Below are 21321 nucleotides of genomic sequence, written 5' to 3'. Positions count from 1 at the left end.
GAACGCACCGGTGTTGCCCGGGTGGACGTGCGGCGGCGCCGGTGGGGCCGCGTACGATCCGCAGGTGGCGGCAACGGACGCACACGTGGGCCGGTGACGGATCCACGATCGAAACTGACGGACACAGGGAGCCGAAGACGTCCCCTGGGCGCCTTGTTTCTGCCACGATTCCGAATGGGCGGGGCCCGGAGCCCGTATCCACCCCGCCCAGAGACCTCCGCCGGGGGGACCCCCAACCGGCACGCCTATGACCAGTGGGAGAGTCACGGTGTACTTCGCCGCACTGCTCGCGCGCACCGAAGACGGGTGGGAAGCGAGCGACACGGAGCTCGACGATGTGGAGAGCCTGTCGGATCTCGCCGACCTGGCCCGGGAAGCCTCCCCGGAGGAGGACACCGTGCTCGTCCTGATCGAGCAGGAGGACTCCTGGTTCGGTGTCGTCCGCGTGGACGGCGAGGACGACCCTCGCATCTACGTCTCGGACGCGGCCGCCGCCGCCCGCAGCGCCTACGGCGAGCTGCTGCTCACCGATGAGCTGCTGGGGCGGGAGCCGGGCGCGGACGACGGCCCCGACCTCGATGCCCTGGACCTCGACGGCACGGAGGACGGCGAGTCCGACGACGACGAGGACGACACGGACGGCGCCGCCGCGGACGCGGTGCCGCACAGCCCGGTGGGCGACAGCGAGATCCTCGACGACCTGGGTATCGGCGAGAAGGAGCTGCGCACCCTGGAGGCCGAGGACGCGCTGGGCACGATCGCCGAGGCCCTGGGCGCCTCGGAGGTGCTGGAGACCGTCCGCTGAGCACCGAGCACACCGACGGCGCACCCGACCCGGTGCGCGGTCCCTGGCGGTCCGCGATGCGGCTCGCCCTGGACGAGGCCCGGCTGGCGGTGGAGGGCGGCGACGTCCCCGTCGGCGCCGTCCTGCTGTCCCCGGACGGCACGACGGTGCTGGCCGCCGGGCACAACGAGCGCGAGGCCACCGGAGACCCGACGGCGCACGCGGAGGTCCTCGCGCTCCGGCGGGCCGCCGCGAAGCTCGGCCAGTGGCGGCTGGCCGGCTGCACGCTGGTCGTCACGCTGGAGCCCTGCACGATGTGCGCGGGCGCGCTGGTCCAGTCCCGGGTGGACCGGGTGGTCTACGGCGCCCGGGACGAGAAGGCGGGAGCGGCCGGCTCGCTGTGGGACGTCGTGCGCGACCGGCGGCTCAACCACCGCCCCGAGGTCGTCGAGGGCGTCCTCGCCGAGGACTGCGCCCGGCTCCTCACGGAGTTCTTCCGGGACCGCTGAATTCCGATTTCAAACCATGCCCCACCTTGCTGTAGGGTCTCCCTCGGTAGCGTGTCCGAGCGGCCGAAGGAGCTCGCCTCGAAAGCGAGTGTGGCGCAAGTCACCGAGGGTTCAAATCCCTCCGCTACCGCTCCGAACGAGAGGCCCGGTCCCATGGACCGGGCCTCTCGCGGTTTTTCCAACTCCCCTCGGCCCGGCCCGCGTTCCGGTCCGCCACGACTCGCACACAATTCCCCGGCCGGAACACACGAGCGGACGGATAAACTCACCGCCGACAACAGGGCACCAAGAGTCGCAGCAGGTACAGGGGAGGCCGCGGTGGCGGTGAACGCCAAGAAGATCGCCGTCTACGTGCTCGCGGTCTTCGCGCTGTACGTGATCATCACCGACCCGGCCAAGGCGGCCGACTACGTCCAGATAGGCTTCGAGGGCATATCGGACGCGGCCAAGGCCATCGGCGACTTCATGACCTGGGTCGCCAACGGAGCACAGAGCTGAGGTACACCCCATGATCCGTCACCTGGTCCTCTTCAGGCTCAACGAGGGCGTCGAGCGCGACGATCCGCGGGTCGTGGCGGGCGTGGAGGCCTTCAGGGCGCTCGGCGGCCGGATCGAGGAGCTGCGGTTCTGGGAGTGCGCCTGGAACATCAGCGACCGGCCCATCGCCTACGACTTCGCGATCAACTCGGCGGTCGAGGACCAGGACGCGCTGCGGCGCTACCTCGAGCACCCGGCCCATCAGGCCGGCGTGGCGCTGTGGCGGGAGTTCGCCACGTGGGTGATCGCCGACTACGAGTTCTGACCCGCGCGCACCCGAAGCCCCCCATGGGAAGCATGGGGGGCTTCTTCGCGTCCTGGACCCCGAACTGGGCGCCATCCGGCCACAACACGGCGTTATACGGTGCTTGCACACAGTGCACATGTCTTGTGATGCTATGACCGCTTTTGACGGATGACTGACCGATGAAGAGGTGGCGTTGACCGTGTCGGCCAGTACTGCGCCGCCCCAGGACGAGGTGCCCAGCCCCTCCCCTCCGGCCCCCGAGAAGCGCCGCGGCGCCGACACCCGCGCCCTGACCCAGGTGCTCTTCGCCGAACTGAAGGACCTGACCCCGGGCACGCCCGAGCACGACCGGGTGCGCGGGGCGCTGATCGAGGCGAATCTCCCGCTCGTGCGCTACGCGGCCGCCCGCTTCCGCTCCCGCAACGAGCCGATGGAGGACGTGGTCCAGGTCGGCACCATCGGGCTGATCAACGCCATCGACCGCTTCGACCCCGAGCGGGGGGTGCAGTTCCCGACCTTCGCGATGCCGACCGTGGTCGGCGAGATCAAGCGGTACTTCCGGGACAACGTCCGCACCGTCCACGTACCGCGCCGGCTGCACGAGCTGTGGGTGCAGGTCAACAGCGCGACCGAGGACCTCACCACGGCCTTCGGACGCTCCCCGACGACCGCCGAGATCGCCGAGCGGCTCAGGATCAGCGAGGAGGAGGTGCTCTCCTGCATCGAGGCGGGACGCTCGTACCACGCCACCTCGCTCGAGGCCGCGCAGGAGGGCGACGGAATGCCCGGCCTGCTGGACCGCATCGGCTACGAGGACCCGGCCCTGGACGGCGTGGAGCACCGCGACCTGGTCCGCCATCTCCTGGTCCAGCTCCCCGAACGCGAACAGAGAATCCTGCTGCTGCGCTACTACAGCAATCTGACCCAGTCACAGATCAGCGCGGAACTCGGTGTGTCCCAGATGCACGTGTCCCGGCTACTCGCGCGTAGCTTCCAGCGGCTGCGATCCGCGAATCGCATCGAGGCATAACCGGCGCACAGGAGCACACTCCGGAAAACGCCAGCCCACGGCGGATCGAAAGCGGGATCGATCACTCACCGCTGAGAGCGAATCGCCCGCCAGGGCGGTTCCCGACAGTTGTGCGCCGAAAGGCCGTCAGACCCCTTCTTTCCAGGGCCGATTCACAGCTGGCATGTCGACATGTCACTACAGCGTGTTGCCGACATGTGACATTCTGCGGGAAGCGCGTTTGCCGGGGCTCCGGCGCCGGTATTCAGGTGAAGGCTGCGTTGCTCGAAAGGCAGCGCCGCCGCGACCGTCCCGCGACCCAAAGGGGGTGGCATGTCCGCAGACCAAGGCAGCTCGAAGGTCCTCACGCCCACGAGCGAGGCAGCGCCCAAGGAGCTCCACGCTCTCGACGTCCTCGACGGCATCGAGGGCGTCACGGCCCTCGATGCCGTGCCGGCCCAGGCCGACCCGGCCGCCGCCCCTGTCCCGGCCCCGCCGGTCACGGCGGACATCGACACCCGGACCCTGTCCCGGTCCCTGTTCCTGCGGCTCGCCGCACTGGACGAGAGCAGCCCCGAGCGGGCGTACGTCCGGGACACCCTGATCGAGCTCAACCTCCCCCTCGTGCGCTACGCGGCGGCCCGCTTCCGCTCCCGCAACGAGCCGATGGAGGACATCGTCCAGGTCGGCACCATCGGCCTGATCAAGGCGATCGACCGCTTCGACTGCGAACGGGGCGTGGAGTTCCCGACGTTCGCGATGCCGACGGTCGTGGGTGAGATCAAGCGTTTCTTCCGCGACACCTCGTGGTCGGTGCGCGTCCCGCGCCGGCTCCAGGAACTGCGCCTGGCCCTCACCAAGACCAGCGACGAGCTGTCCCAGAAGCTGGACCGCTCCCCGACGGTCACGGAGCTGGCCGCCGCGCTCGGCGTCTCCGAGGAGGACGTGGTCGACGGCCTCGCGGTCGGCAACGCCTACACCGCCTCCTCGCTCGACTCCCCGGCCCCCGAGGACGACGGCGGCGAGGGCTCCCTCGCCGACCGCCTCGGCTACGAGGACAGCGCGCTGGAGGGCGTGGAGTACCGGGAGTCCCTGAAGCCGCTGCTGGCCAAGCTCCCGCCCCGGGAGCGCCGGATCATCATGCTGCGCTTCTTCGCCAACATGACCCAGTCGCAGATCGGCGAGGAGGTCGGCATCTCCCAGATGCACGTCTCCCGGCTGCTCACCCGGACCTTGGCCCAGCTGCGGGAGGGCCTCATCTCGGACTGACGGGCACGCGGACAGGGCCGCCGAGGCGCCGTTGCGGCAGCGTCGGCGGCCTTCCCGTGCCCGGGCGGCCGGGTGTCCTACTTGAGCGCGAGCCAGGCGACGGCGGCGACGACGATCACGGCCGCCACGACGCCGATGATCAGACCGACCCGGGGCCCGGAGGAGGCCGGCTGCTGCTGCTGCCGGCCCTGGGGGCCCTCGTCGACGAACGCGCGGAACATCTGGGTGCTGCCTGCGGGGTCGTAATTGCCCTGGGGGCCCTGGGTGTTAGCCATGGCCCGAGACACTAGCGAATCCGGTGGTGCGACCCAAGTGGGGGGCCACCGGGACAGACGGGGTGCGGGCGGCCACTCCGACCAGCATATTTACGATCGCAATACTTGCCTTTGCCAAGTTTTTGCGCCCGCGGACTCCTGGTTGTTTGCCTGCAGCAACCAACCTCCTCTATGGTTGCCCTAAGCAACGAATACGGGAGGTGTGATGGCCGAGCAGACGCAGTACGAGGAGCTGGTGCGTCAGTTCAGCGCCTTCGGAGCCGTGAAACGGGACCTGGGACGGATCCTGCCGTCCGAGTGCCCGGCCGGCTCGGCCGCCGTGCTGACCCTGCTCGGCCGTCACGGCGACATGCGCATGAGCAAGCTCGCGGAGCTGCTCTCCGTGGACATGTCGGTCACCAGCCGGCATGTCGCGCACGTCGCCGCGCGCGGCTGGATCGAACGGCACCCGGACCCCGCGGACAAGCGCTCGCGCATCCTGCGCCTGACGTCCGACGGCCTGGAGCAGCTGGACGAGCTGTCCCGGCGGACCACGCGTCTGCTGGAGGAGCGGCTCGCCGACTGGACCGACGAAGAGGTCGGCCAGCTCATCAAGCTGATGGCGCGCCTGCGCGCGTCCTTCGGCGACTGTCGCTCGACCCCGGTCCGGATCCCCGCGCCCGTAGTCGAAGAGACCACCCGTACACCCGCGAACACGAAGTAAAGGAAGCCCATGGCAACGACCACACCAGCCGGTGTGCGGGCTCACGCCAAGCACGGGGGAGGCACAGGTCACGCCCCGATGACCCACCGGCAGATCATGGAGGCCCTGTCCGGGCTCATGCTCGGCATGTTCGTGGCGATCCTGTCGTCCACGATCGTCTCCAACGCCCTGCCGGAGATCATCGGCGACCTCGGCGGCGGTCAGTCCGCCTACACCTGGGTGGTCACGGCCGCCCTGCTGTCGATGACCGCGGCCACTCCCCTGTGGGGCAAGCTCGCCGACCTGTACAGCAAGAAGGCGCTCGTCCAGATAGCCCTGGTCATCTACGTCGTCGCGTCGATGGCGGCCGGCCTGTCGCAGAACCCCGGCATGCTGATCGCCTGCCGCGTGGTGCAGGGCATCGGCGTCGGCGGTCTGTCGGCCCTGGCCCAGATCGTCATGGCGGCGATGATCTCCCCGCGTGAGCGGGGCCGCTACTCCGGTTACCTCGGCGCCACCTTCGCCGTCGCCACCGTCGGCGGCCCGCTGCTCGGCGGTGTCATCACCGACACCTCCTGGCTGGGCTGGCGCTGGTGCTTCTACGTCGGTGTCCCGTTCGCCGTCATCGCGCTGATCGTGCTGCAGAAGACCCTGCACCTCCCCGTGGTCAAGCGCGAGGTCAAGGTCGACTGGGGCGGCGCGTTCTTCATCTCCGCGGCCGTCTCCCTGCTGCTGATCTGGGTCACCTTCGGCGGTGACAAGTACGACTGGGTGTCCTGGCAGACCTACGCCATGGTCGGCGGTTCGGTCGTGCTCGGCGCGCTCTTCGTCCTCGTCGAGGCGAAGGCGAGCGAGCCGATCATCCCGCTGCGCCTGTTCCGCAACCGCACCATCACGCTGGCGTCGCTCGCCTCGCTGTTCGTCGGTGTCGCGATGTTCACCGGCACCGTGTTCTTCAGCCAGTACTTCCAGCTGGCCCGCGACAAGTCCCCGACGATGTCGGGCGTGCTGACCATCCCGATGATCGGCGGCCTGTTCATCTCCTCGACCGTGTCGGGTCAGTTCATCACCCGCACCGGCCGCTGGAAGGGCTGGCTGGTCAGCGGTGGCCTCCTGGTGACGGCCGGCCTGGCCCTGCTGGGCGGCATCCGGTACGACACCGACTACTGGAAGATGGCCATCTTCATGGCCCTGCTGGGTCTCGGCATCGGCATGATGATGCAGAACCTGGTCCTCGCCACGCAGAACCAGGTGGCGCCCACGGACCTCGGTTCGGCCAGCTCCACGGTCACCTTCTTCCGCTCCCTCGGCGGTGCGGTCGGCGTCTCCGCCCTCGGCGCGGTGATGGCCCACCGGATCACCCACTACGTCATGGACGGCATCGGGTCCCTGAGCCCCAAGTACCAGGCCGCCATGGCCGGCTCGGGTTCCACCGACACCATCCCGGACATGGACAAGCTGCCGCTGCCCATCCGGACGCTGCTGGAGAGCGCCTACGGCCACGGCATCGCCGACGTCTTCTACATCGCGGCCGCCCTCGCCGCCGTCGCCTTCCTGATCACGCTGTTCATCAAGGAGGTCCCGCTGAAGACCAAGGGTGCGCTGGCGCAGGCCGCGGACGCCGAGGCTCCGGCCGTGGACCCGGCCGCCGCCCCGGTCGTCGCCGAGGCGCAGGCCGTCCCGGCCGCGGTCGCCGCGACCACCGGGACCGCGGCCGAGGGCACCGCCCCGGCGGCCGCCGCGCAGCAGGTGACCGCGGTCGCCACGGTCGCGGAGCCGGCCACCGGCGGCGGCACCCCGGTGCACGGATTCGTCCGCGGCGCCGAGAGCGCCCCGGTCCCGCAGGCGGCGGTCACGCTGATCTCGCTGTCCGGCCGCCAGCTCGGCCGCTCGGTCGCCCAGGCCGACGGTTCCTACGCGGTGGACGCGCCGGGCACCGGCTCGTACGTCCTGATCGCCTCCGCCGACGGCTTCCAGCCGCAGGCCTCCACGATCGTGGTGGGCGAGGAGCCGCTGTCCTACGACATCCTGCTCAGCGGCACCAGCGGGCTGACCGGTGTGGTCCGCTCGGCCGGGAGCGCGCTGCCGGTCAAGGACGCGATGGTGATCGTCACCGATGTGCGCGGGGACCTGCTGGCCACCGCCGCCACCGGTGAGCAGGGCGACTTCGCCTTCACCGACCTGGTGCCGGGCGCGGTGACCGTCGCGGTCAACGCGAGCGGTTTCCGGCCGCGCGCGCTGCCGGTCGAGGTCGCCACGGCCGGGGTCACCCGGATCGAGGTCGACCTGGACGCCGGCGCCCGGCTGCAGGGTGTCGTGCGGGCCCCGCACGGTCCGCTGGCCGACGCCCGCGTGACCCTGGTCGACCAGGCGGGCAACGTGGTCGGCACGGCCACCACCGGGACGGACGGGGCGTACGCCTTCACCGACTTGGACGGCGGCGACTACACCGTCATCGCGACGGGCTACCCGCCGGTGGCGACGGCCCTGCCGGTGCACGGCACCGGAGTCGACGGCCACGACATCGAACTCGCCCACCCCGGCGAGTAGTTCGATCCCCGGCCCGTGACGGCGCGCGACTTGAGCGGAGACGCGCCCGTCACGGGCCGGTTTCATACGACCGATTTATCTGGCTTTTCAGGGAGAAGACGGGATGGGACTGACCGCGAGGATCCGTACCCGGGACGGATGGGCCGTGTCGCACGCGGTCGTCACGATGACCGACACGACCGGAACACAGGTGCTGCGTGCCGAGGCGGACACCGAGGGCGCCGTACGGGACGTCACCGAGCTGGCGCCGGGGGCGTACACGGTGATCGTGACCGCCGTCGGCTACGCGCCCGCCGCCGCCAGCGCCATCGTCACCGCGAGCGGACGGGCCGAGGTCGGCACCGTCACACTGGCCCGGCAGGGCGGCACCGAGCTGCCGCCGCCCGGACCGTGGACCATCGACCCGGCGCACTCCTCCGTCGCCGCCGTCGCCCAGCACCTGGGGATCTCCAGTGTGCACGGCAGGTTCACCGAGTTCGGCGGGACCATCGAGATCGCTCCGGACGACGTCACCAAGTCCCGCGTCGAGGCGGTGATCCGGGCCGCGTCCGTCGACACGGGCAACGGCATGCGGGACACGCACCTGCGGTCCGCGGACTTCCTCGACGTCGAGCGGCACCCGGAGATCACCTACCGCTCCACGGGCGTGACGGTGGCCGGTCCGGACCGCTGGACCGTGCACGGCGAGCTGTCGATGCACGGCGTGGTGCGGCCGGTCGACCTGGACCTGGCCTACCTCGGCACCGGCGCCGACCCGTGGGGCGGCACCAGGGCGGCCTTCCGGGCGACCGCCGAACTGCACCGTGAGGACTTCGCGATGAACTACAACCAGGTCCTCCAGGCGGGCATCGCCGCCATCGGCACGACCCTCAGGGTCGAGCTGGACATCCAGGCGGTCCAGGGCGGGGCACTGCCCGCCGCCTGACCGCAACGGCCGACGGCCCGCCGCCACTTCGCGAGTGGCGGCGGGCCGTCGTCGTGGCCGGGCTCGGCCGCCGGCGGGCTCAGTTGTCGGTGGCGCCGACGATGCGCCGGGCCAGGTCACGCAGTTTGACGTTCTCCCGCTGGGAGGCGCGGACCAGGCTCTCGAAGGCCGCCGTCGCGTCGATGTCGAGGCGCTCCATCAGGACCCCGGTGGCCTGGCCGATCAGGTCCCGGGTGTGCATGGCCTCGGTGAGCTGCTCCTGGACGGTCACCGAGTTCAGGGCGAGGCTGACGTGCGCGGTGAACAGACGGCCGAGGCGGGCGGTGGTGTCGTCGAAGGCGCGCGGCTTGCCCGAGTAGGCGGTGAGCACGGTGAGCCGGCGCCGGTCGGCGCGCAGCCGCAGCGACAGCACCGAGCGCAGCCCGAGGTCGGGCAGCGGTCCCCCCTCGGTCCCGGCGTCGTCGGGCAGCCGAACCACCGGCGAGGTCCACAGCTCTTCCCAGTGCGGCAGCTCCGGGACCTCGGCGTCCCGCACGATGTCGTCGGTCCAGGCGACCGTACGGCGGCCCTCGCCCCGGTCGATCTCCAGGACGCCGGCGTGCTCGGCGCCGGGCAGCAGCTCCACGGCCAGCCGGACGGCGGTGTGCAGCGTGGCCTGCGGAGTGGTGGTCTCGTGCAGCTGACGAGCCGCCAGCGTGAGCGCCTCCGCCAGCTCCAGGCCGGCCGGAGAACGGGTCACGTCGAAAAAGTCAGGGGAAGCCACCACGAACCTCTCGGGTGTCACGGCCTTACGGCCATGCTCAGGAGAGCTCCGCAGCACATTCCTGACTGCGAGCACACGACATCTGCACTTTAGCTGCTCCGTTGCGGTGAAGTGACGCCTGGATGATCCTGTGCCCGACAGGGTCAGGCTGACCGGGCCCCGCTCGCCCTAGGCTGCGTCCATGGCACCGAACATCGCGACGAACACCCGTGTATCGCAGGCCGAACTGCTGGACTTCGTACGCCCCAGGCACCGCGCCGTCCTGCTCACCCGCCGGACCGACGGCAGCCCCCAGGGTTCCCCGCTCACCTGCGGGGTGGACGACTCGGGCCGGATCGTGGCCTCCACCTATCCGGAGCGCGCCAAGACCCGCAACGCCAGGCGGGACGCCCGGGTCAGCCTGATCGTCCTCAGCGACGACTGGAACGGGCCCTGGGTCCAGATCGACGGCACGGCCGAGGTCGTCGACGCTCCCGACTCGGTGGAGCCCCTGGTCGAGTACTACCGCAACATCGCCGGTGAGCACCCGGACTGGGACGAGTACCGCGAGGCGATGCGCAAGCAGGGCAAGTCGATCATCCGGGTGACGCCGGAGCGCTGGGGCCCGGTGGCGACCGGCGGATTCCCGGCGCGGCTGGCGGAGGACGACTAGCCGGGGCCCGCGGTCCGTCGGCGGCGGGCCGGCCCGGTCTCCCGGCACGGCGGCCGGCCGGTCGCGGTCAGCCCCTGGCGACCATCGCCTCGATGCCGGCGATCAGCAGGTCCAGGGCGAACCGGAAGTCCCGGTCCATCATCTCGCCGACCGTGTCGCCGCCCCGGGCCGCCATCAGTTCCCGGGACTCCCGGAACATCTCGGCGGTCCCGGGGTCCTCGGCGACCAGGCTCAGGGCCTGGCGGTAGTACTCGTCCGCGGTCAGCCCGGTGTCCGCCGTCCGGGCGAGGAAGTGGGCCTCGACCGTGCCGTAGCCGTAGACGAACTGGAAGACGGCCGAGATGGCGCCGGTGACGCCGTGCGCGGGCAGTCCGGCGCGGCGGACGACACGCTGGACGACGCGGGAGAACGCCAGCGCGTTGGGGCCGATGTTGAGGTAGCGCCCGGCCAGGGGCGAAAGCCAGGCGTGGCGCACCAGCAGCGCCCGGTACTCGCCGGCCAGCGCCCGCAGTTGCTCCCGCCAGTCGGCGCCGCCGTCCTCCGGGTCCGGCAGTCCGAGTTCGCCGTAGGCGGCGTCGAGGGCGAGTTCGAGGAGGTCGTCCTTGGTGTCCACGTACCAGTACAGGGACATCGCGGTGACGTTCAGCTCGGCGGCCAGCCGCCGCATGGAGAACTTCGCCAGGCCCTCGGCGTCCAGCAGCCGCACGCTGACGGCGGTGATCCGCTCCCGGTCCAGGCCCGAAGGCTGGCCGCCGCGTCCACCGCGCCGTGCCCCCGCCGCCAGCCAGACACTGCCCCGCGCCGACCCGTCACCGGTCCTGGCCACCGACGCACCTCTCTCGAACTCCGGTCACCGCCCCGGACACGGGGCGCGCGGCCGTGTCGGTACGGGGCTCCGCCGCCTGGGCGCGGCCGACCGCACACCGCCCGCAGCGGCACGCATACCCAGGGCCGACGGCTCTTAGGCGGTCCGTGCGGGAGCCGACCCGACCGGGGGAGAAGGACGTGCCGTGCACCGCGCGGCCGGGGCCCCGCGGTGCACGGCGTCGCCGGCCGTTCTTCGTCAGGCGCTCTTCGTCAGGCGCTCTTCGTCAGGTCGTAGAAGGTGGCCGAACCGACCGTCACCTTCTTGAAGTTGCTCTGCACCCACGAGCTGATCGCGGACGCCGAACCACTGCCGTCGCCGCCCATGCCACCGCCCATGCCGCCGCCGGCGATGAAGTAGTGGATCTTCCCTTCGGCCACGTACTTCTTGAACCCGGCCAGGGTCGGGGACGGGTCGGTGCCGTTGAAGCCGCCGATCGCCATCACCGGCTCGCCGGTGGCGAGCTGGTAGCTCGCGGCGTTCTGGGAGCCGATGGAGGCGGCGACCCAGGTGTACCGGCCCGCGTCCGTCTCCAGCAGCCTCCTGGCCGCCGAGCCGACCTGCGCCCCGTCCAGCAGCCCGCCGGCGCCACCGCCGCCCGCGCGGCCGCCCTCGCCCGTGGCACCGCCGCCCGGGAAGCCGTTCCCGTTCGGCCGGCCCTGGCCCTGGGTGCCGCCGTTCCGGCCCGGCATGCCCCCGCCGGGGAAGCCCTGGCCCTGGCCCGGCCGGCTCCCGTTCCCGTTCGGGCCGCCCTGCTGGTTCTGCGGGTTCTGCTGGTTCTGGCCCGGCATCCCGCCGCCGAAGCCGCCCGGCATCCCGCCGTCGCCGCCGCCCGGGCGGCCGCCGCCGAAGCCCATCATGCTCGCGCCCGCCGGGCCGGCCGTCGGGATGGAGCCGGTGTGCGCCGAGTTCACCGTGCTGAGGGTGTACGCGGCCGGGCCGGCCAGCGCGGCCACCAGGCCGAGCGCCGCCGCGGCGAGCGCCGGACGACGGGGGATCCGCCCGGCGAAGACGAGTCCGAACGCGGCCGCGAGGCCACCGACCAGCACCAGCCACCGCAGCCAGGGCAGGTAGTCGGAGGTGCGGTCGAGCAGGACGTAGCCCCAGGCGGCCGCGGCCACCACGGCGGCGGCCAGCGTGATCGACGCCCAGGTCTCCCGGCGCCGGTCCCACAGCAGCCCGGCGCCCATGCCGGTGACGGCGGCGACGTAGGGGGCGAGGGCCACCGTGTAGTACTGGTGGAAGATGCCCGCCATGAAGCTGAAGACCGCCATGGTCATGAGCAGCGAGCCGCCCCACACCAGGAACGAGGCGCGCGTGGCCGACGTCCGGCGGGCGCCGCGGGTGGCCCACAGGCCGGCGACGAGCAGGAGCAGGGCGGCCGGGATCAGCCAGGAGATCTGGCCGCCGATCTCGGAGCCGAACATCCGGTCCCAGCCGGTCTCCCCCCACTGGCCGGAGCCGCCCGCGCCGCCACCGCCGCCGACGCTGCCGGTCTCGTCGCCGCTGATCCGGCCGAGGCCGTTGTAGCCGAAGGTCAGCTCGAGGAAGCTGTTGTTCTGCGAACCGCCGATGTAGGGGCGGGAGGAGGCCGGCCACAGCTCGACGATCGCGACCCACCAGCCGCCCGCCACCACGAGCGCTACGGTCGCCAGGGCCAGTTGCCCCAGCCGCCTGCGCAGCCGGACCGGACCGCAGACGGCGTAGACGAGCGCCAGCGGCGGCAGGACCAGGAACGCCTGCAGGGTCTTGGCGAGGAACGCGAAGCCGATCGCGACGCCCGCCCACACCAGCCACCGGGTCCGCCCGTCCTCCACCGCTCGGACGACGAACCAGCAGGCCAGCGACATCAGCAGGGCCAGCAGCGCGTCCGGGTTGTTGAACCGGAACATCAGCGCGGCGACCGGGGTGAGCGCGAGCACCGCGCCCGCGACCAGACCGGCGGCGGGGCCGAACCGGCGCCGTACCGCGGCGTGCACGACCGCCACCGTGCCGACGCCCATGAGCACCTGGGGGGTGAGGATCGCCCACGAGTTCAGGCCGAAGATCCGCACCGACAGCTCCATCGGCCACATGAAGGCCGAGGGCTTGTCCACGGTGATGGCGTTGCCCGCGTCCAGCGAGCCGAAGAAGAAGGCCTTCCAGGACCTGCTGCCCGCCTGCACGGCCGCCGAGTAGAAGGAGTTGGCGTAGCCGGAGGCGCTCAGGCCCCACAGGTAGGTGACGAGGGTGAGGGCCAGCAGGCCGAGGAGGGCCGGCCGCGCCCAGCGCGGGTCCTCGGGGCGGCCGCGCCACACCCGGGACCCGAAGGGCGGACGGGGCTCGGCCGCCTCCGGGGCCGACGGGGGAGCCGCGGGGGGCGGACCCCAGGCGGCGGGGGCGCCCTGCTGGGCGGGCTGGTCGAAGTGCGTGGTCATCGGGGGTCCCCCGGGTCGGTGTGGTGAGGGCGCACCGGCTGCAGCGGCAGGGTGCCGTCCCTCCAGGAGCCGTCCGCGGCTTCACCGGCGCGGACCTGGGCGGTGGTCTGGTACGGGCCGTACGGCAGCGGGCGGCGCGGGAGCGGCCCCTCCGCCCGGTACGGCGCGGGCGTGGTGCGGGCCGGCGCGGACGTGGTGGCGTACGTCGGCGAGGACGCCGTGGCCTGGGCCGGCACGGGCGGGGTGTACGCGGGCGGGGTGTGCGAGGCGGCCACGGTGGAGACCGGCTCCTCTCCGGGGCGGTCCGGGAAGACCCAGGCCCGGAAGAGCAGGAAGCGCAGCACGGTCGCCGCGAGGTTGGCGGCGATGAGCACCGCCAGCTCGGTGGAGTGCGCGGGGCTGCCGCCGGCCGCGTCCAGGGCGGCCAGGGAGCCGCTGGTCAGGGCGAGTCCGATGCCGAAGACGACCAGCCCCTGCGCCTGGTGGCGGACCGCACCGCCCCGGCCGCGCACCCCGAACGTCAGACGGCGGTTGGCGGCCGTGTTGGCGACCGCCGAGACCAGCAGCGCGAGCGCGTTGGCGACCTGCGAGCCGGAGAACTGCCGGAAGACGCTGTACAGCAGCAGGTAGAACAGCGTCGACAGGCCGCCGACCACGCAGAACCCGACGAGCTGGCGGGCGAGACCGCGGGGCACGTCCTGGATCTCACGGTCGCGCGGGTCGTCCCCGAAAGGCCGGGTGAGCCGGTCCAGCGGCAGCGAACCGGTGGCCAGCGCCCGCCCGACGCGCCACACGCCCTTGAGGTCGTCGGTGGCGGTGCGCACGATGTGCACGGTCGAGTCGGTGTCGTCGACCCAGTCGACCGGCACCTCGTGGATCCGCAGCCCGGCCCGCTCGGCGAGCACCAGCATCTCGGTGTCGAAGAACCAGCCGGTGTCCTCCACCAGCGGCAGCAGCACCTGTGCCACGTCCCGCCGGATGGCCTTGAACCCGCACTGCGCGTCCGAGAACCGGGCCTGCAGCGAGCCGCGCAGGATCAGGTTGTAGGCCCTGCTGATGAACTCCCGCTTGGGGCCCCGCACGACCCGTGAGGCAGGGGCGAGCCGGGAGCCGATCGCGAGGTCGGAGTGGCCCGAGATCAGCGGTGCCACCAGCGGCAGCAGGGCGTTGAGGTCCGTGGACAGATCGACGTCCATGTACGCGAGGACCGGTGCCTCGGACGCGGACCACACCGTCCGCAGGGCCCGGCCGCGGCCCTTCTGCTCCAGCCGGAACGCGGTGACCCCGGGAAGCCGCGCCGCCAGCCGCTCCGCCACCCGCGGGGTGCCGTCCGTGGAGGCGTTGTCCGCGACGGTGATGCGGAAGGCGTAGGGGAAGGTGCGCGCGAGGTGCTCGTGCAGTCTGCGCACGCACGGCTCGAGGTCCTTCTCCTCGTTGTAGACGGGGATCACTACGTCCAGGACAGGTGTACCGGCGTTTCCGGCCGGGAGGTGCTCCCGCGCCGGCAGGGTGCCGGGAGAAGGGTCGGTTCGCATGGCACCGACTCTGCTCAGGCGCCCTGTTCCACCCATGTGGTGGCACTGTGCTGTGCCTGTGAGTGCGATTCCCGGTCCGGCCCCGGGTCCGGGCGCACGCCGGTGGGGCCGAGCGCGGGCAGGTGCACGGTGAAGACGGTCCGTCCCGGCACGCTGTCCACGGTCACGGCGCCGCCGTGCGCGGCCGCGACGGCCTGCACGATGGCGAGCCCCAGACCGGTGGACCCGGTGGCCCGTGAGCGGGCGGAGTCCCCGCGGGCGAACCGCTCGAAGACGTGCGGCAGCAGCTCGGGCGGGATGCCCGGCCCGTCGTCCTCGACGTCGACGCACATCCACGCCCCGCGCCGCTGCACGCGCGCGGTGACGGTCGTCCCCGGCGGGGTGTGGTTGCGGGCGTTGCCCAGCAGGTTGACCAGCACCTGCTGCAGGCGGGCCGCGTCCGCGGACACCGGGGCCGGCGCGTCGGGCAGGTCGAGCCGCCAGTTGTGGTCCAGGCCGGCCGCGCGGGCGTCGCTGACGGTGTCGACGACGAGCGGCACGAGATCGGTCTGACCGAACCGCAGCGGACGTCCCGCGTCGAGCCGGGCGAGCAGGAGGAGGTCCTCGACGAGGAAGGTCATCCGCCCGGCCTCGGACTCGATACGGCCGAGGGCGTGCCGGGTGTCGGGGCCGACCTCTTCACGGCCGCGCCGCGTGAGCTCGGCGTAGCCGCGGATGGAGGCGAGCGGGGTGCGCAGTTCGTGGCTGGCGTCGGCGACGAACTGCCGTACCCGGGTCTCGCTCTGCTGCCGGGCGTGCAGCGCGCCGTGCACATGGTCGAGCAGGCGGTTGAGCGCGGCGCCCACCTGGCCGACCTCGCTGTGCGGGTCGCACTCCGAGTCGGGCACCCGCTCGCTCAGGTTCACCTCGCCGGTGTGCAGGCGCAGTTCGGACACCCGGGTGGCGGTGGCGGCGACCTTGCGCAGCGGCCGGGTGGCGACGCCGACGAGCGCGTAGCCGGCGATGACGGCCGCGACGAGGCCGGCCGCGGTGACACTGATCTCGACGAGGACCAGGGTGTCGATCGTGTTGTCGACCGTTGCCGTCGGCACGGCGACGTAGTAGGCGCCGTTGCCACCGGTCCGGTACTCGACCCGGTACTCGCCGAGGCCGGGCAGGTCGACGGTGTGCTGTCCCCCGTCCTCCCGCGGAACGGCCTGAAGGGCGGCGGTCTGCGCCCCGGTCAGCGGCTTCGCCTTCATCTCGTAGTCGCTGGCGGACTGCTCGCCGCGCCTGGCGTCGGTGATCACACCGTTCTCGACCGCGGCCGCGACGGTGCCCTGCGGTTGCGGGCCCCGGGTGACGAAGTCGGTGAGGACCGGGGGATGCGTCCTGGGCTTCTGCCCGCCCGGTGCCATGCCGCCCCCGGGTGCCTCGCCCGGCGGGCCGAAGGAGCCGGACGCGCGTGCGGCGACCTCGTCGAGCTGGCCGTTGAGCTGGTCGTACAGATGCGAGCGCAGCGCCAGCGTGGTGACGGTGCCGATCACCGAGCAGACCACGGCGATCAGCACCACCGACGCGACGACGAGCCGGGTCCGCAGGGTGCGCGGCTGTCCCGCCCGTCTCCGCGGACGCGGCCGTCGTCGTCCGCTCATGACACGGCGGGTTTGATCAGGTAACCGGCTCCGCGGCGGGTGTGGATCATCGGTTCCCGGCCGGCGTCGATCTTCCGGCGCAGGTAGGAGATGTACAGCTCGACGACGTTGGCCTGCCCGCCGAAGTCGTACGACCACACGCGGTCCAGGATCTGCGCCTTGCTGAGCACGCGCCGCGGGTTGCGCATCAGGAAGCGCAGCAGCTCGAACTCGGTGGCGGTCAGGTGGATGTCGTCCCCGCCCCGCGACACCTCGTGGCTGTCCTCGTCCAGGGTCAGGTCACCGACGACGAGCACGGAGTCGGACCTCCGGTCGGTCGCGCCGGAGCGCCGGATCAGTCCGCGCAGCCGGGCCACGACCTCCTCCAGGCTGAACGGCTTGGTGACGTAGTCGTCGCCGCCCGCGGTGAGCCCGGCGATCCGGTCCTCCACCGCGTCCTTGGCCGTCAGGAAGAGCACGGGCACGTCGGGGTGCTCGCGGCGCAGCCGCTGCAGAACGGCCAGCCCGTCCATGTCGGGCAGCATCATGTCCAGGACGACGGCGTCGGGCCGGAACTCGCGGGCCGTCTGGACGGCGCCCTGCCCGTCGCCCGCGCTCCTGATCTGCCAGCCCTCGTAGCGAAGAGCCATGCTCAGCAGTTCGGTGATCGACAGTTCGTCGTCCACCACAAGCACGCGGACGGGGCTCCCGTCCGGCCTCAGCAGTTCGGTGCGCCCCTGGGGCGAGGTCGTGGTCATGGTGGACACCCTGTCGGGGCCCTCTGAGAAGACACTTTCCCCAGTCTGTGATTTTCCTGAGAAACACACAGGTGGTTCTCAGGAGACACCTGGGAACCGCCCGCCGCCGCCCGCGCCGTCAGAACAACCCGTCCGGCTCCCTGGCGAAGTCGCGCACCGGCAGGCTTAGTTCACCGGACTCCGACGACCGGGGAACCACCTCCCACCCGCTCATCAGCCGCGTGTCGAGGACGACGACCCCGCGCCGCCCGCCGACCGCCAGATGCAGATCGGGCCCGGCGGCCGCGACCAGCTCCCCGCTCACGGCCCCGCCCGGCACCAGCTCCACGACATCCGCGGCGGCAGCGGCTGCCGCCGGGTCGAGGAGCCCGAACCGCTCCATGTGGTCCACCACCCGGCACGGCTCCCGGCCGAGCGACTCCGGCCACCCGCCGAGCGCGACGGCCCGCGCGTGCAACTCCTCCACCTCGGCAGCTCGTTCGGCCGCCGTCCCGGGCAACGCCGCGCGCACGGCCCGCTTGTCGGCGTACGGAATGCGGTCCGGCACCCGGAGCGCGGCCCGCAGCAGTTCCTCGGTCCGCCGGGCGGCCATCAGCGGACCGGCACCCAGCCAGGTGAAACAGACGGCACCCTGCTCGAGCAGCCGCGCCGGACCGCGCTCGACGGCGGTGATCCCGACCTTGACCATGCCGGGCCCGAACCAGGCCAGGTACACCCGGTACGGCCGCGGATCGCCGGCGAGGGTGTCGGCGGCCACCGAGTGCGCCCGGTCCAGCCGCGCGCACTCCTCGCACCGGGCCCCCCTGCCGCGCCCCGGCACCGCGGCCGTCACCGGACACGCGTTCCCCCGGGCGCCGACGCACCGCCGCACGGCCCCCTCCGGCACGGCGAAGGCGACTCTCTTCCCCCAGGACAGCCCGCTGCGCCGCCCCCCGTCCCAGACCAGCACGGGACCGTCCGCCGCCCACCGCAGCCCCGAACACCTCCACACGCTTCCCATCACCCGTGAGGGTAAGGGAGGCCACCGACAGTGCCCCGGGGGCCGCACGCCGGGCGCCAACGGCTCCCCCCACCGAAAGGGTGTTCAGTCGACGGAGGACAGAGGTACCGGTCCGGCGCCCGCCCCGCCGGGCACCGCCACGGCGTTCGAGCGCCGCCGCCCACGGCCCGCCAGACGGCAGCCGACGCAGCCCGGGTGGCCCTCACGGGCCTGGGTGTCCCGGAGCCGCATGCCCCACTGCGCCCGCGGCCGCACGCCCGGGGGCTTGCCCCAGCCGGACAGGTGCAGTGCCCAGGTGACCAGGACGCTCGCGGCGACGACGGCCAGGCCGCCGGCCACCCATGCCGCCGAGGCCGCGCACACGCCCCACCCCAGCACGCCGCTTCCGACGGTCGCGACGCCGGCGCCGGTCCAGCCGGCGATCGTGTGACCCTCGTCGTACAGACTCATAAGGCCGCCTCCAGGGACAGCGACAGAAGTTCTCTCACGGGCTAAGACATTTACCCAACGAATATCTCACGAGCTAAGGGATTAAGGAAGATGGACGGCACGAACCGACCGCCCGCCGATCCGGCGCGGGCGCTGTCGGCGATGGACCACCTCATCGCCGCCCACCTGATCGGCCAGCAGGAACTGGCCCGGCGATTGGGCCTGAACGTCACCGACCTCACCTGCTTCGGCTTCGTCCTGGAAGCGGGCGAGGAACTGCTCACGGCCGGCGACCTCGCGGCCCGGGCCCATGTGACCACCGGCGCGGTCACCGGAATCCTCAACCGCCTCGAACGCGCGGGCTACGTCACCCGCCGCCCCGACCCGGCCGACCGCCGCCGCGTCCGGGTGGCGCCCGTCCCGGCGGCGGTGGCCCGCGTCGAGGCGGTGTACGCCGGCCACTACCAGCGCGTCACGGCCCTGTTCGCCGACTACTCCCCCGAGGAGCTGTCGGTGATCACCGACTGGTTCACCCGGGCGACGGCCCTGGCCCACGAGTACCTGGAAAAGCTGAACCGCGACGACCCGCGGGAGGAGTGCTGAGCAACCGCCCCCACCGCGAGCCCGTTCCGGCGCCGGAGGCCGCGGCGGGTGCGGCGCTTTTCCGGAAACGCAGAAGGCCCCGGATCTCTCCGGGGCCTTCAACCTGTCTGCACTCGGCAGGATTCGAACCTGCACCTGCGGTTGCCGTACTCCGCTGCCGTACTCCGACCCCACTGCGCATCAGTGGGTCGTTCAAGATCGCACCTGACGTCCGCACCGGCTCGGCAGCAAGTCGAGCAGCCTGGGTGTTGGAGCACCGCCGCCCATGACCTCCCCACTCGGCACAGCGAGACGGCCCCTCCCGCCCGTCACTACCGGCGCGGTTTGCCTCGGCTTCTGCCCTTGTCCGGCTTGTCCTTCTCCGCTTTCGGCCCACGCTTGGCCACATGCTCGCCGCTGGGTCCGGAATCCTCGTCCCTGTCCCCGGTCCTCATTTCGGCGTGATGGTGGCCCTTGTCTTCGGCGTGATGGTGACCCTTGTTGCCGGCTGGCCGCGAGAGCCGAGCCGAGGGGGGCGACGCCGAGGTTCGAAGCACGTCCTCGGCCGCTACGGCAACTGATGGCACCGACTTCCCCGTTCGGGCGGAAGTGGCAGTCCCACGAGCGGCGGACGCGGCTACGGCAACGGTGGGCACCGGCTCCCCTGTCCTGACCGGGTTGGTAGCGCTGTTCGCATCTTTGTGTTCGCTGCTGCCGGCGGACGCCGAGGTCTTCTGAGGGGTGGACGGGACCGCGGACGACTCATGCTCGGTAGGGGCATCGGAGCCCCAGGTCGGCGCCGTTATCCCGAGCACTGTCGCGGTGACCAGCGCTCCGGCCGCGGCGAGCGTCCTCCTGCGACGTCGGTAAGGCGATCGGCTCCCTGCGCGACGGGGGCCGCGGCCGGAGCCGGGCTGTAGGTCATCCGGTAGGCCGCCTGCTGTCATCGCAGCGCTGGCAGCTTCTCCGCTGCGCTGCAGTCTCGACAGGGCTGCCGCGCAAGTCTGCGCATCAGGCCGGTCCGCTGCCTCGGTCGCGGTCATGGCGGCCAGGAGCCTGCGCAGTTCCGCCGGCAGTCGCCTGGGTATCCGCGGCGGCCGATGCAGGCGGGCGACCGCGGACTCCAGCGGGGCGCCCTCGTATTCCAGACGTCCCGTCAGGCACTCCAGCAGTACGAGACCGAGAGCGTAGACGTCGGCCTTCTGTTCGACGCGCCGGCCGGTGACCTGCTCGGGGGCCATGTATGCGGCGGTTCCCACGAGGGCGCCGTCCTGCGTGGACGCGGTGGCGTCGAGCGCCCGGGAGATGCCGAAGTCGGTGAGGTAGGGACGGTTCTGCGCGTCCAGCAGGATGTTGGACGGCTTGACGTCTCGGTGCAGGACTCCCGCCCGGTGTACGTGTGCGAGGGCCTCGGCCAGCCGGATCCCGAGCTCGACCAGAGCGGGAACGGTCATGGTTGTTTCGGTGATGTGCCTGCGCAGGGTGCTGCCTTCGACGAGTTGCATGACGAGAAAGGCCTGCCCGTCGTGGCGGCCGACGTCGAAGACGGTGACCAGTCCCGGATGGTGCAGGCGGGCCAGTACGAGGGCTTCGTCCTCGAACCGGTCCTTCAGGCCCGTGCCGGTCCCCAACCGGAAGACCTTGACCGCCACCGGACGGCTGAGCCGTAGGTCCGTGGCACGGTAGACGTCCGCGGCACCGCCGGCCCCCAGATGTTCACCCAGCTCGTACCGACCCGCAAGCCTGGATGCCTGCGAGGGCTCAGGGATCGGGGTGTCCACGGGGGCTGTCATTTTTCTCCCAGGGCCGCGCAGCATGAGTTGCCGTATGGCAAAAGTTGTTGTTACCGCAGGTACCCGAGAACCGCGCCTCCTACCTGGCGAAAATAGTCGACTCAGCCTCTCCTCCGCATCGCGGATG

At 72.0% G+C, this 21321-nt stretch carries 21 protein-coding genes and 1 tRNA gene; 12 read left to right on the top strand and 10 right to left on the bottom strand.

Annotated elements, in window-relative coordinates; genetic code table 11:
* The first annotated feature begins 268 nt into the window (after window positions 1-268).
* The 7 genes from ACWCPN_RS06705 to ACWCPN_RS06675 all read left to right on the top strand — a co-directional run bounded on the left by ACWCPN_RS06705 (window position 269) and on the right by ACWCPN_RS06675 (window position 4355).
* Window positions 269-805, top strand: coding sequence for a tRNA adenosine deaminase-associated protein (locus ACWCPN_RS06705; protein WP_451203052.1), 537 nt, complete (start codon window positions 269-271; stop codon window positions 803-805).
* Window positions 806-861: 56 nt separating this feature from the next.
* A complete protein-coding gene (gene tadA / locus ACWCPN_RS06700) occupies window positions 862-1293 on the top strand; it encodes a tRNA adenosine(34) deaminase TadA (protein ID WP_365122350.1) in 432 nt (143 codons plus the stop codon).
* 45 nt (window positions 1294-1338) lie between these two features.
* Window positions 1339-1423 (top strand) — tRNA-Ser (locus tag ACWCPN_RS06695).
* 188 nt (window positions 1424-1611) lie between these two features.
* Window positions 1612-1791, top strand: coding sequence for a hypothetical protein (locus ACWCPN_RS06690; protein ID WP_199211143.1), 180 nt, complete (start codon window positions 1612-1614; stop codon window positions 1789-1791).
* Between the two features lie 10 nt (window positions 1792-1801).
* Window positions 1802-2095: a Dabb family protein gene (locus ACWCPN_RS06685; RefSeq protein ID WP_392293101.1), complete on the top strand. Its 294-nt coding sequence runs from the start codon at window positions 1802-1804 to the stop codon at window positions 2093-2095.
* 175 nt (window positions 2096-2270) lie between these two features.
* Window positions 2271-3107: an RNA polymerase sigma factor SigF gene (locus ACWCPN_RS06680; RefSeq protein WP_365122348.1), complete on the top strand. Its 837-nt coding sequence runs from the start codon at window positions 2271-2273 to the stop codon at window positions 3105-3107.
* A gap of 312 nt (window positions 3108-3419) precedes the next feature.
* Window positions 3420-4355, top strand: coding sequence for an RNA polymerase sigma factor SigF (locus ACWCPN_RS06675; protein WP_199211146.1), 936 nt, complete (start codon window positions 3420-3422; stop codon window positions 4353-4355).
* Window positions 4356-4432: 77 nt separating this feature from the next.
* On the opposite strand, the gene ACWCPN_RS06670 is transcribed toward ACWCPN_RS06675, so the two are convergent.
* Window positions 4433-4630, bottom strand: a complete 198-nt coding sequence (locus ACWCPN_RS06670) for a hypothetical protein (RefSeq protein WP_199211147.1) — start codon at window positions 4628-4630, stop codon at window positions 4433-4435.
* A 205-nt stretch (window positions 4631-4835) separates the two neighbouring features.
* On the opposite strand from ACWCPN_RS06670, the gene ACWCPN_RS06665 reads away from it, so the two are divergent.
* From ACWCPN_RS06665 to ACWCPN_RS06655, 3 genes are all read left to right on the top strand, one after another.
* A complete protein-coding gene (locus ACWCPN_RS06665; protein WP_451202891.1) occupies window positions 4836-5333 on the top strand; it encodes a MarR family winged helix-turn-helix transcriptional regulator in 498 nt (165 codons plus the stop codon).
* Between the two features lie 9 nt (window positions 5334-5342).
* Entirely contained in the window at window positions 5343-7862 is a 2520-nt protein-coding gene (locus ACWCPN_RS06660; protein WP_451202888.1) for an MFS transporter, read from the top strand.
* A gap of 103 nt (window positions 7863-7965) precedes the next feature.
* Window positions 7966-8787 carry a YceI family protein gene (locus tag ACWCPN_RS06655; RefSeq protein WP_365122108.1) on the top strand — a complete coding sequence of 274 codons (822 nt, stop codon included), beginning with the start codon at window positions 7966-7968 and terminating at the stop codon, window positions 8785-8787.
* 79 nt (window positions 8788-8866) lie between these two features.
* Here the strand turns inward: ACWCPN_RS06655 and ACWCPN_RS06650 are convergent, their stop codons facing one another.
* The gene (locus tag ACWCPN_RS06650; RefSeq protein WP_451202885.1) at window positions 8867-9526 is read right to left on the bottom strand and encodes an ANTAR domain-containing protein; all 660 of its coding nucleotides are present in this window, start codon (window positions 9524-9526) and stop codon (window positions 8867-8869) included.
* Between the two features lie 205 nt (window positions 9527-9731).
* Between ACWCPN_RS06650 and ACWCPN_RS06645 the strand changes: the two genes are divergently transcribed.
* Window positions 9732-10202, top strand: a complete 471-nt coding sequence (locus ACWCPN_RS06645) for a PPOX class F420-dependent oxidoreductase (RefSeq protein ID WP_451202883.1) — start codon at window positions 9732-9734, stop codon at window positions 10200-10202.
* 67 nt (window positions 10203-10269) lie between these two features.
* Here ACWCPN_RS06645 and ACWCPN_RS06640 read toward each other — a convergent pair whose 3' ends face one another.
* The 7 genes from ACWCPN_RS06640 to ACWCPN_RS06610 all read right to left on the bottom strand — a co-directional run bounded on the left by ACWCPN_RS06640 (window position 10270) and on the right by ACWCPN_RS06610 (window position 18840).
* The gene (locus ACWCPN_RS06640; RefSeq protein ID WP_451202880.1) at window positions 10270-11028 is read right to left on the bottom strand and encodes a TetR/AcrR family transcriptional regulator; all 759 of its coding nucleotides are present in this window, start codon (window positions 11026-11028) and stop codon (window positions 10270-10272) included.
* A gap of 251 nt (window positions 11029-11279) precedes the next feature.
* Window positions 11280-13484: an ArnT family glycosyltransferase gene (locus tag ACWCPN_RS06635; RefSeq protein WP_451202878.1), complete on the bottom strand. Its 2205-nt coding sequence runs from the start codon at window positions 13482-13484 to the stop codon at window positions 11280-11282.
* A complete protein-coding gene (locus ACWCPN_RS06630) occupies window positions 13481-15019 on the bottom strand; it encodes a glycosyltransferase (protein ID WP_451202876.1) in 1539 nt (512 codons plus the stop codon). Before ACWCPN_RS06630 ends, ACWCPN_RS06635 begins: the two co-directional genes overlap by 4 nt.
* Window positions 15020-15033: 14 nt before the next feature.
* Window positions 15034-16653, bottom strand: a complete 1620-nt coding sequence (locus ACWCPN_RS06625; protein ID WP_451202873.1) for a sensor histidine kinase — start codon at window positions 16651-16653, stop codon at window positions 15034-15036.
* Entirely contained in the window at window positions 16650-17390 is a 741-nt protein-coding gene (locus ACWCPN_RS06620) for a response regulator transcription factor (RefSeq protein WP_451202871.1), read from the bottom strand. The genes ACWCPN_RS06625 and ACWCPN_RS06620 overlap by 4 nt, the downstream gene beginning before the upstream one ends.
* Before the next feature lie 118 nt (window positions 17391-17508).
* Window positions 17509-18390, bottom strand: a complete 882-nt coding sequence (locus tag ACWCPN_RS06615) for a DUF2797 domain-containing protein (protein ID WP_451202868.1) — start codon at window positions 18388-18390, stop codon at window positions 17509-17511.
* An 84-nt stretch (window positions 18391-18474) separates the two neighbouring features.
* Window positions 18475-18840 (bottom strand): HGxxPAAW family protein, encoded by a 366-nt coding sequence (locus tag ACWCPN_RS06610; RefSeq protein ID WP_451202865.1) that lies wholly within the window; start codon window positions 18838-18840, stop codon window positions 18475-18477.
* Window positions 18841-18930: 90 nt separating this feature from the next.
* On the opposite strand from ACWCPN_RS06610, the gene ACWCPN_RS06605 reads away from it, so the two are divergent.
* Window positions 18931-19422 (top strand): MarR family winged helix-turn-helix transcriptional regulator, encoded by a 492-nt coding sequence (locus ACWCPN_RS06605; RefSeq protein WP_365122087.1) that lies wholly within the window; start codon window positions 18931-18933, stop codon window positions 19420-19422.
* A gap of 311 nt (window positions 19423-19733) precedes the next feature.
* Here the strand turns inward: ACWCPN_RS06605 and ACWCPN_RS06600 are convergent, their stop codons facing one another.
* Window positions 19734-21182 (bottom strand): serine/threonine-protein kinase, encoded by a 1449-nt coding sequence (locus tag ACWCPN_RS06600; protein ID WP_451202863.1) that lies wholly within the window; start codon window positions 21180-21182, stop codon window positions 19734-19736.
* Window positions 21183-21321 lie beyond the last annotated feature (139 nt).

It is taken from the genome of Streptomyces sp. NPDC002386 (assembly GCF_053593175.1).
The sequence above is the reverse complement of the archived record's forward strand: the minus strand, read 5'-3'. Positions and strand labels throughout refer to the sequence as shown.

Coding starts and splice junctions, on each gene's coding strand:
- ACWCPN_RS06645 (WP_451202883.1), top strand. CDS start 9,732: ATGGCACCGAACATCGCGACGAACACCCGTGTATCGCAGGCCGAACTG.
- ACWCPN_RS06685 (WP_392293101.1), top strand. CDS start 1,802: ATGATCCGTCACCTGGTCCTCTTCAGGCTCAACGAGGGCGTCGAGCGC.
- tadA (WP_365122350.1), top strand. CDS start 862: ATGCGGCTCGCCCTGGACGAGGCCCGGCTGGCGGTGGAGGGCGGCGAC.
- ACWCPN_RS06625 (WP_451202873.1), bottom strand. CDS start 16,653: ATGAGCGGACGACGACGGCCGCGTCCGCGGAGACGGGCGGGACAGCCG.
- ACWCPN_RS06635 (WP_451202878.1), bottom strand. CDS start 13,484: ATGACCACGCACTTCGACCAGCCCGCCCAGCAGGGCGCCCCCGCCGCC.
- ACWCPN_RS06620 (WP_451202871.1), bottom strand. CDS start 17,390: ATGACCACGACCTCGCCCCAGGGGCGCACCGAACTGCTGAGGCCGGAC.
- ACWCPN_RS06670 (WP_199211147.1), bottom strand. CDS start 4,630: ATGGCTAACACCCAGGGCCCCCAGGGCAATTACGACCCCGCAGGCAGC.
- ACWCPN_RS06610 (WP_451202865.1), bottom strand. CDS start 18,840: ATGAGTCTGTACGACGAGGGTCACACGATCGCCGGCTGGACCGGCGCC.
- ACWCPN_RS06615 (WP_451202868.1), bottom strand. CDS start 18,390: ATGGGAAGCGTGTGGAGGTGTTCGGGGCTGCGGTGGGCGGCGGACGGT.
- ACWCPN_RS06660 (WP_451202888.1), top strand. CDS start 5,343: ATGGCAACGACCACACCAGCCGGTGTGCGGGCTCACGCCAAGCACGGG.
- ACWCPN_RS06630 (WP_451202876.1), bottom strand. CDS start 15,019: ATGCGAACCGACCCTTCTCCCGGCACCCTGCCGGCGCGGGAGCACCTC.
- ACWCPN_RS06605 (WP_365122087.1), top strand. CDS start 18,931: ATGGACGGCACGAACCGACCGCCCGCCGATCCGGCGCGGGCGCTGTCG.
- ACWCPN_RS06655 (WP_365122108.1), top strand. CDS start 7,966: ATGGGACTGACCGCGAGGATCCGTACCCGGGACGGATGGGCCGTGTCG.
- ACWCPN_RS06665 (WP_451202891.1), top strand. CDS start 4,836: ATGGCCGAGCAGACGCAGTACGAGGAGCTGGTGCGTCAGTTCAGCGCC.
- ACWCPN_RS06675 (WP_199211146.1), top strand. CDS start 3,420: ATGTCCGCAGACCAAGGCAGCTCGAAGGTCCTCACGCCCACGAGCGAG.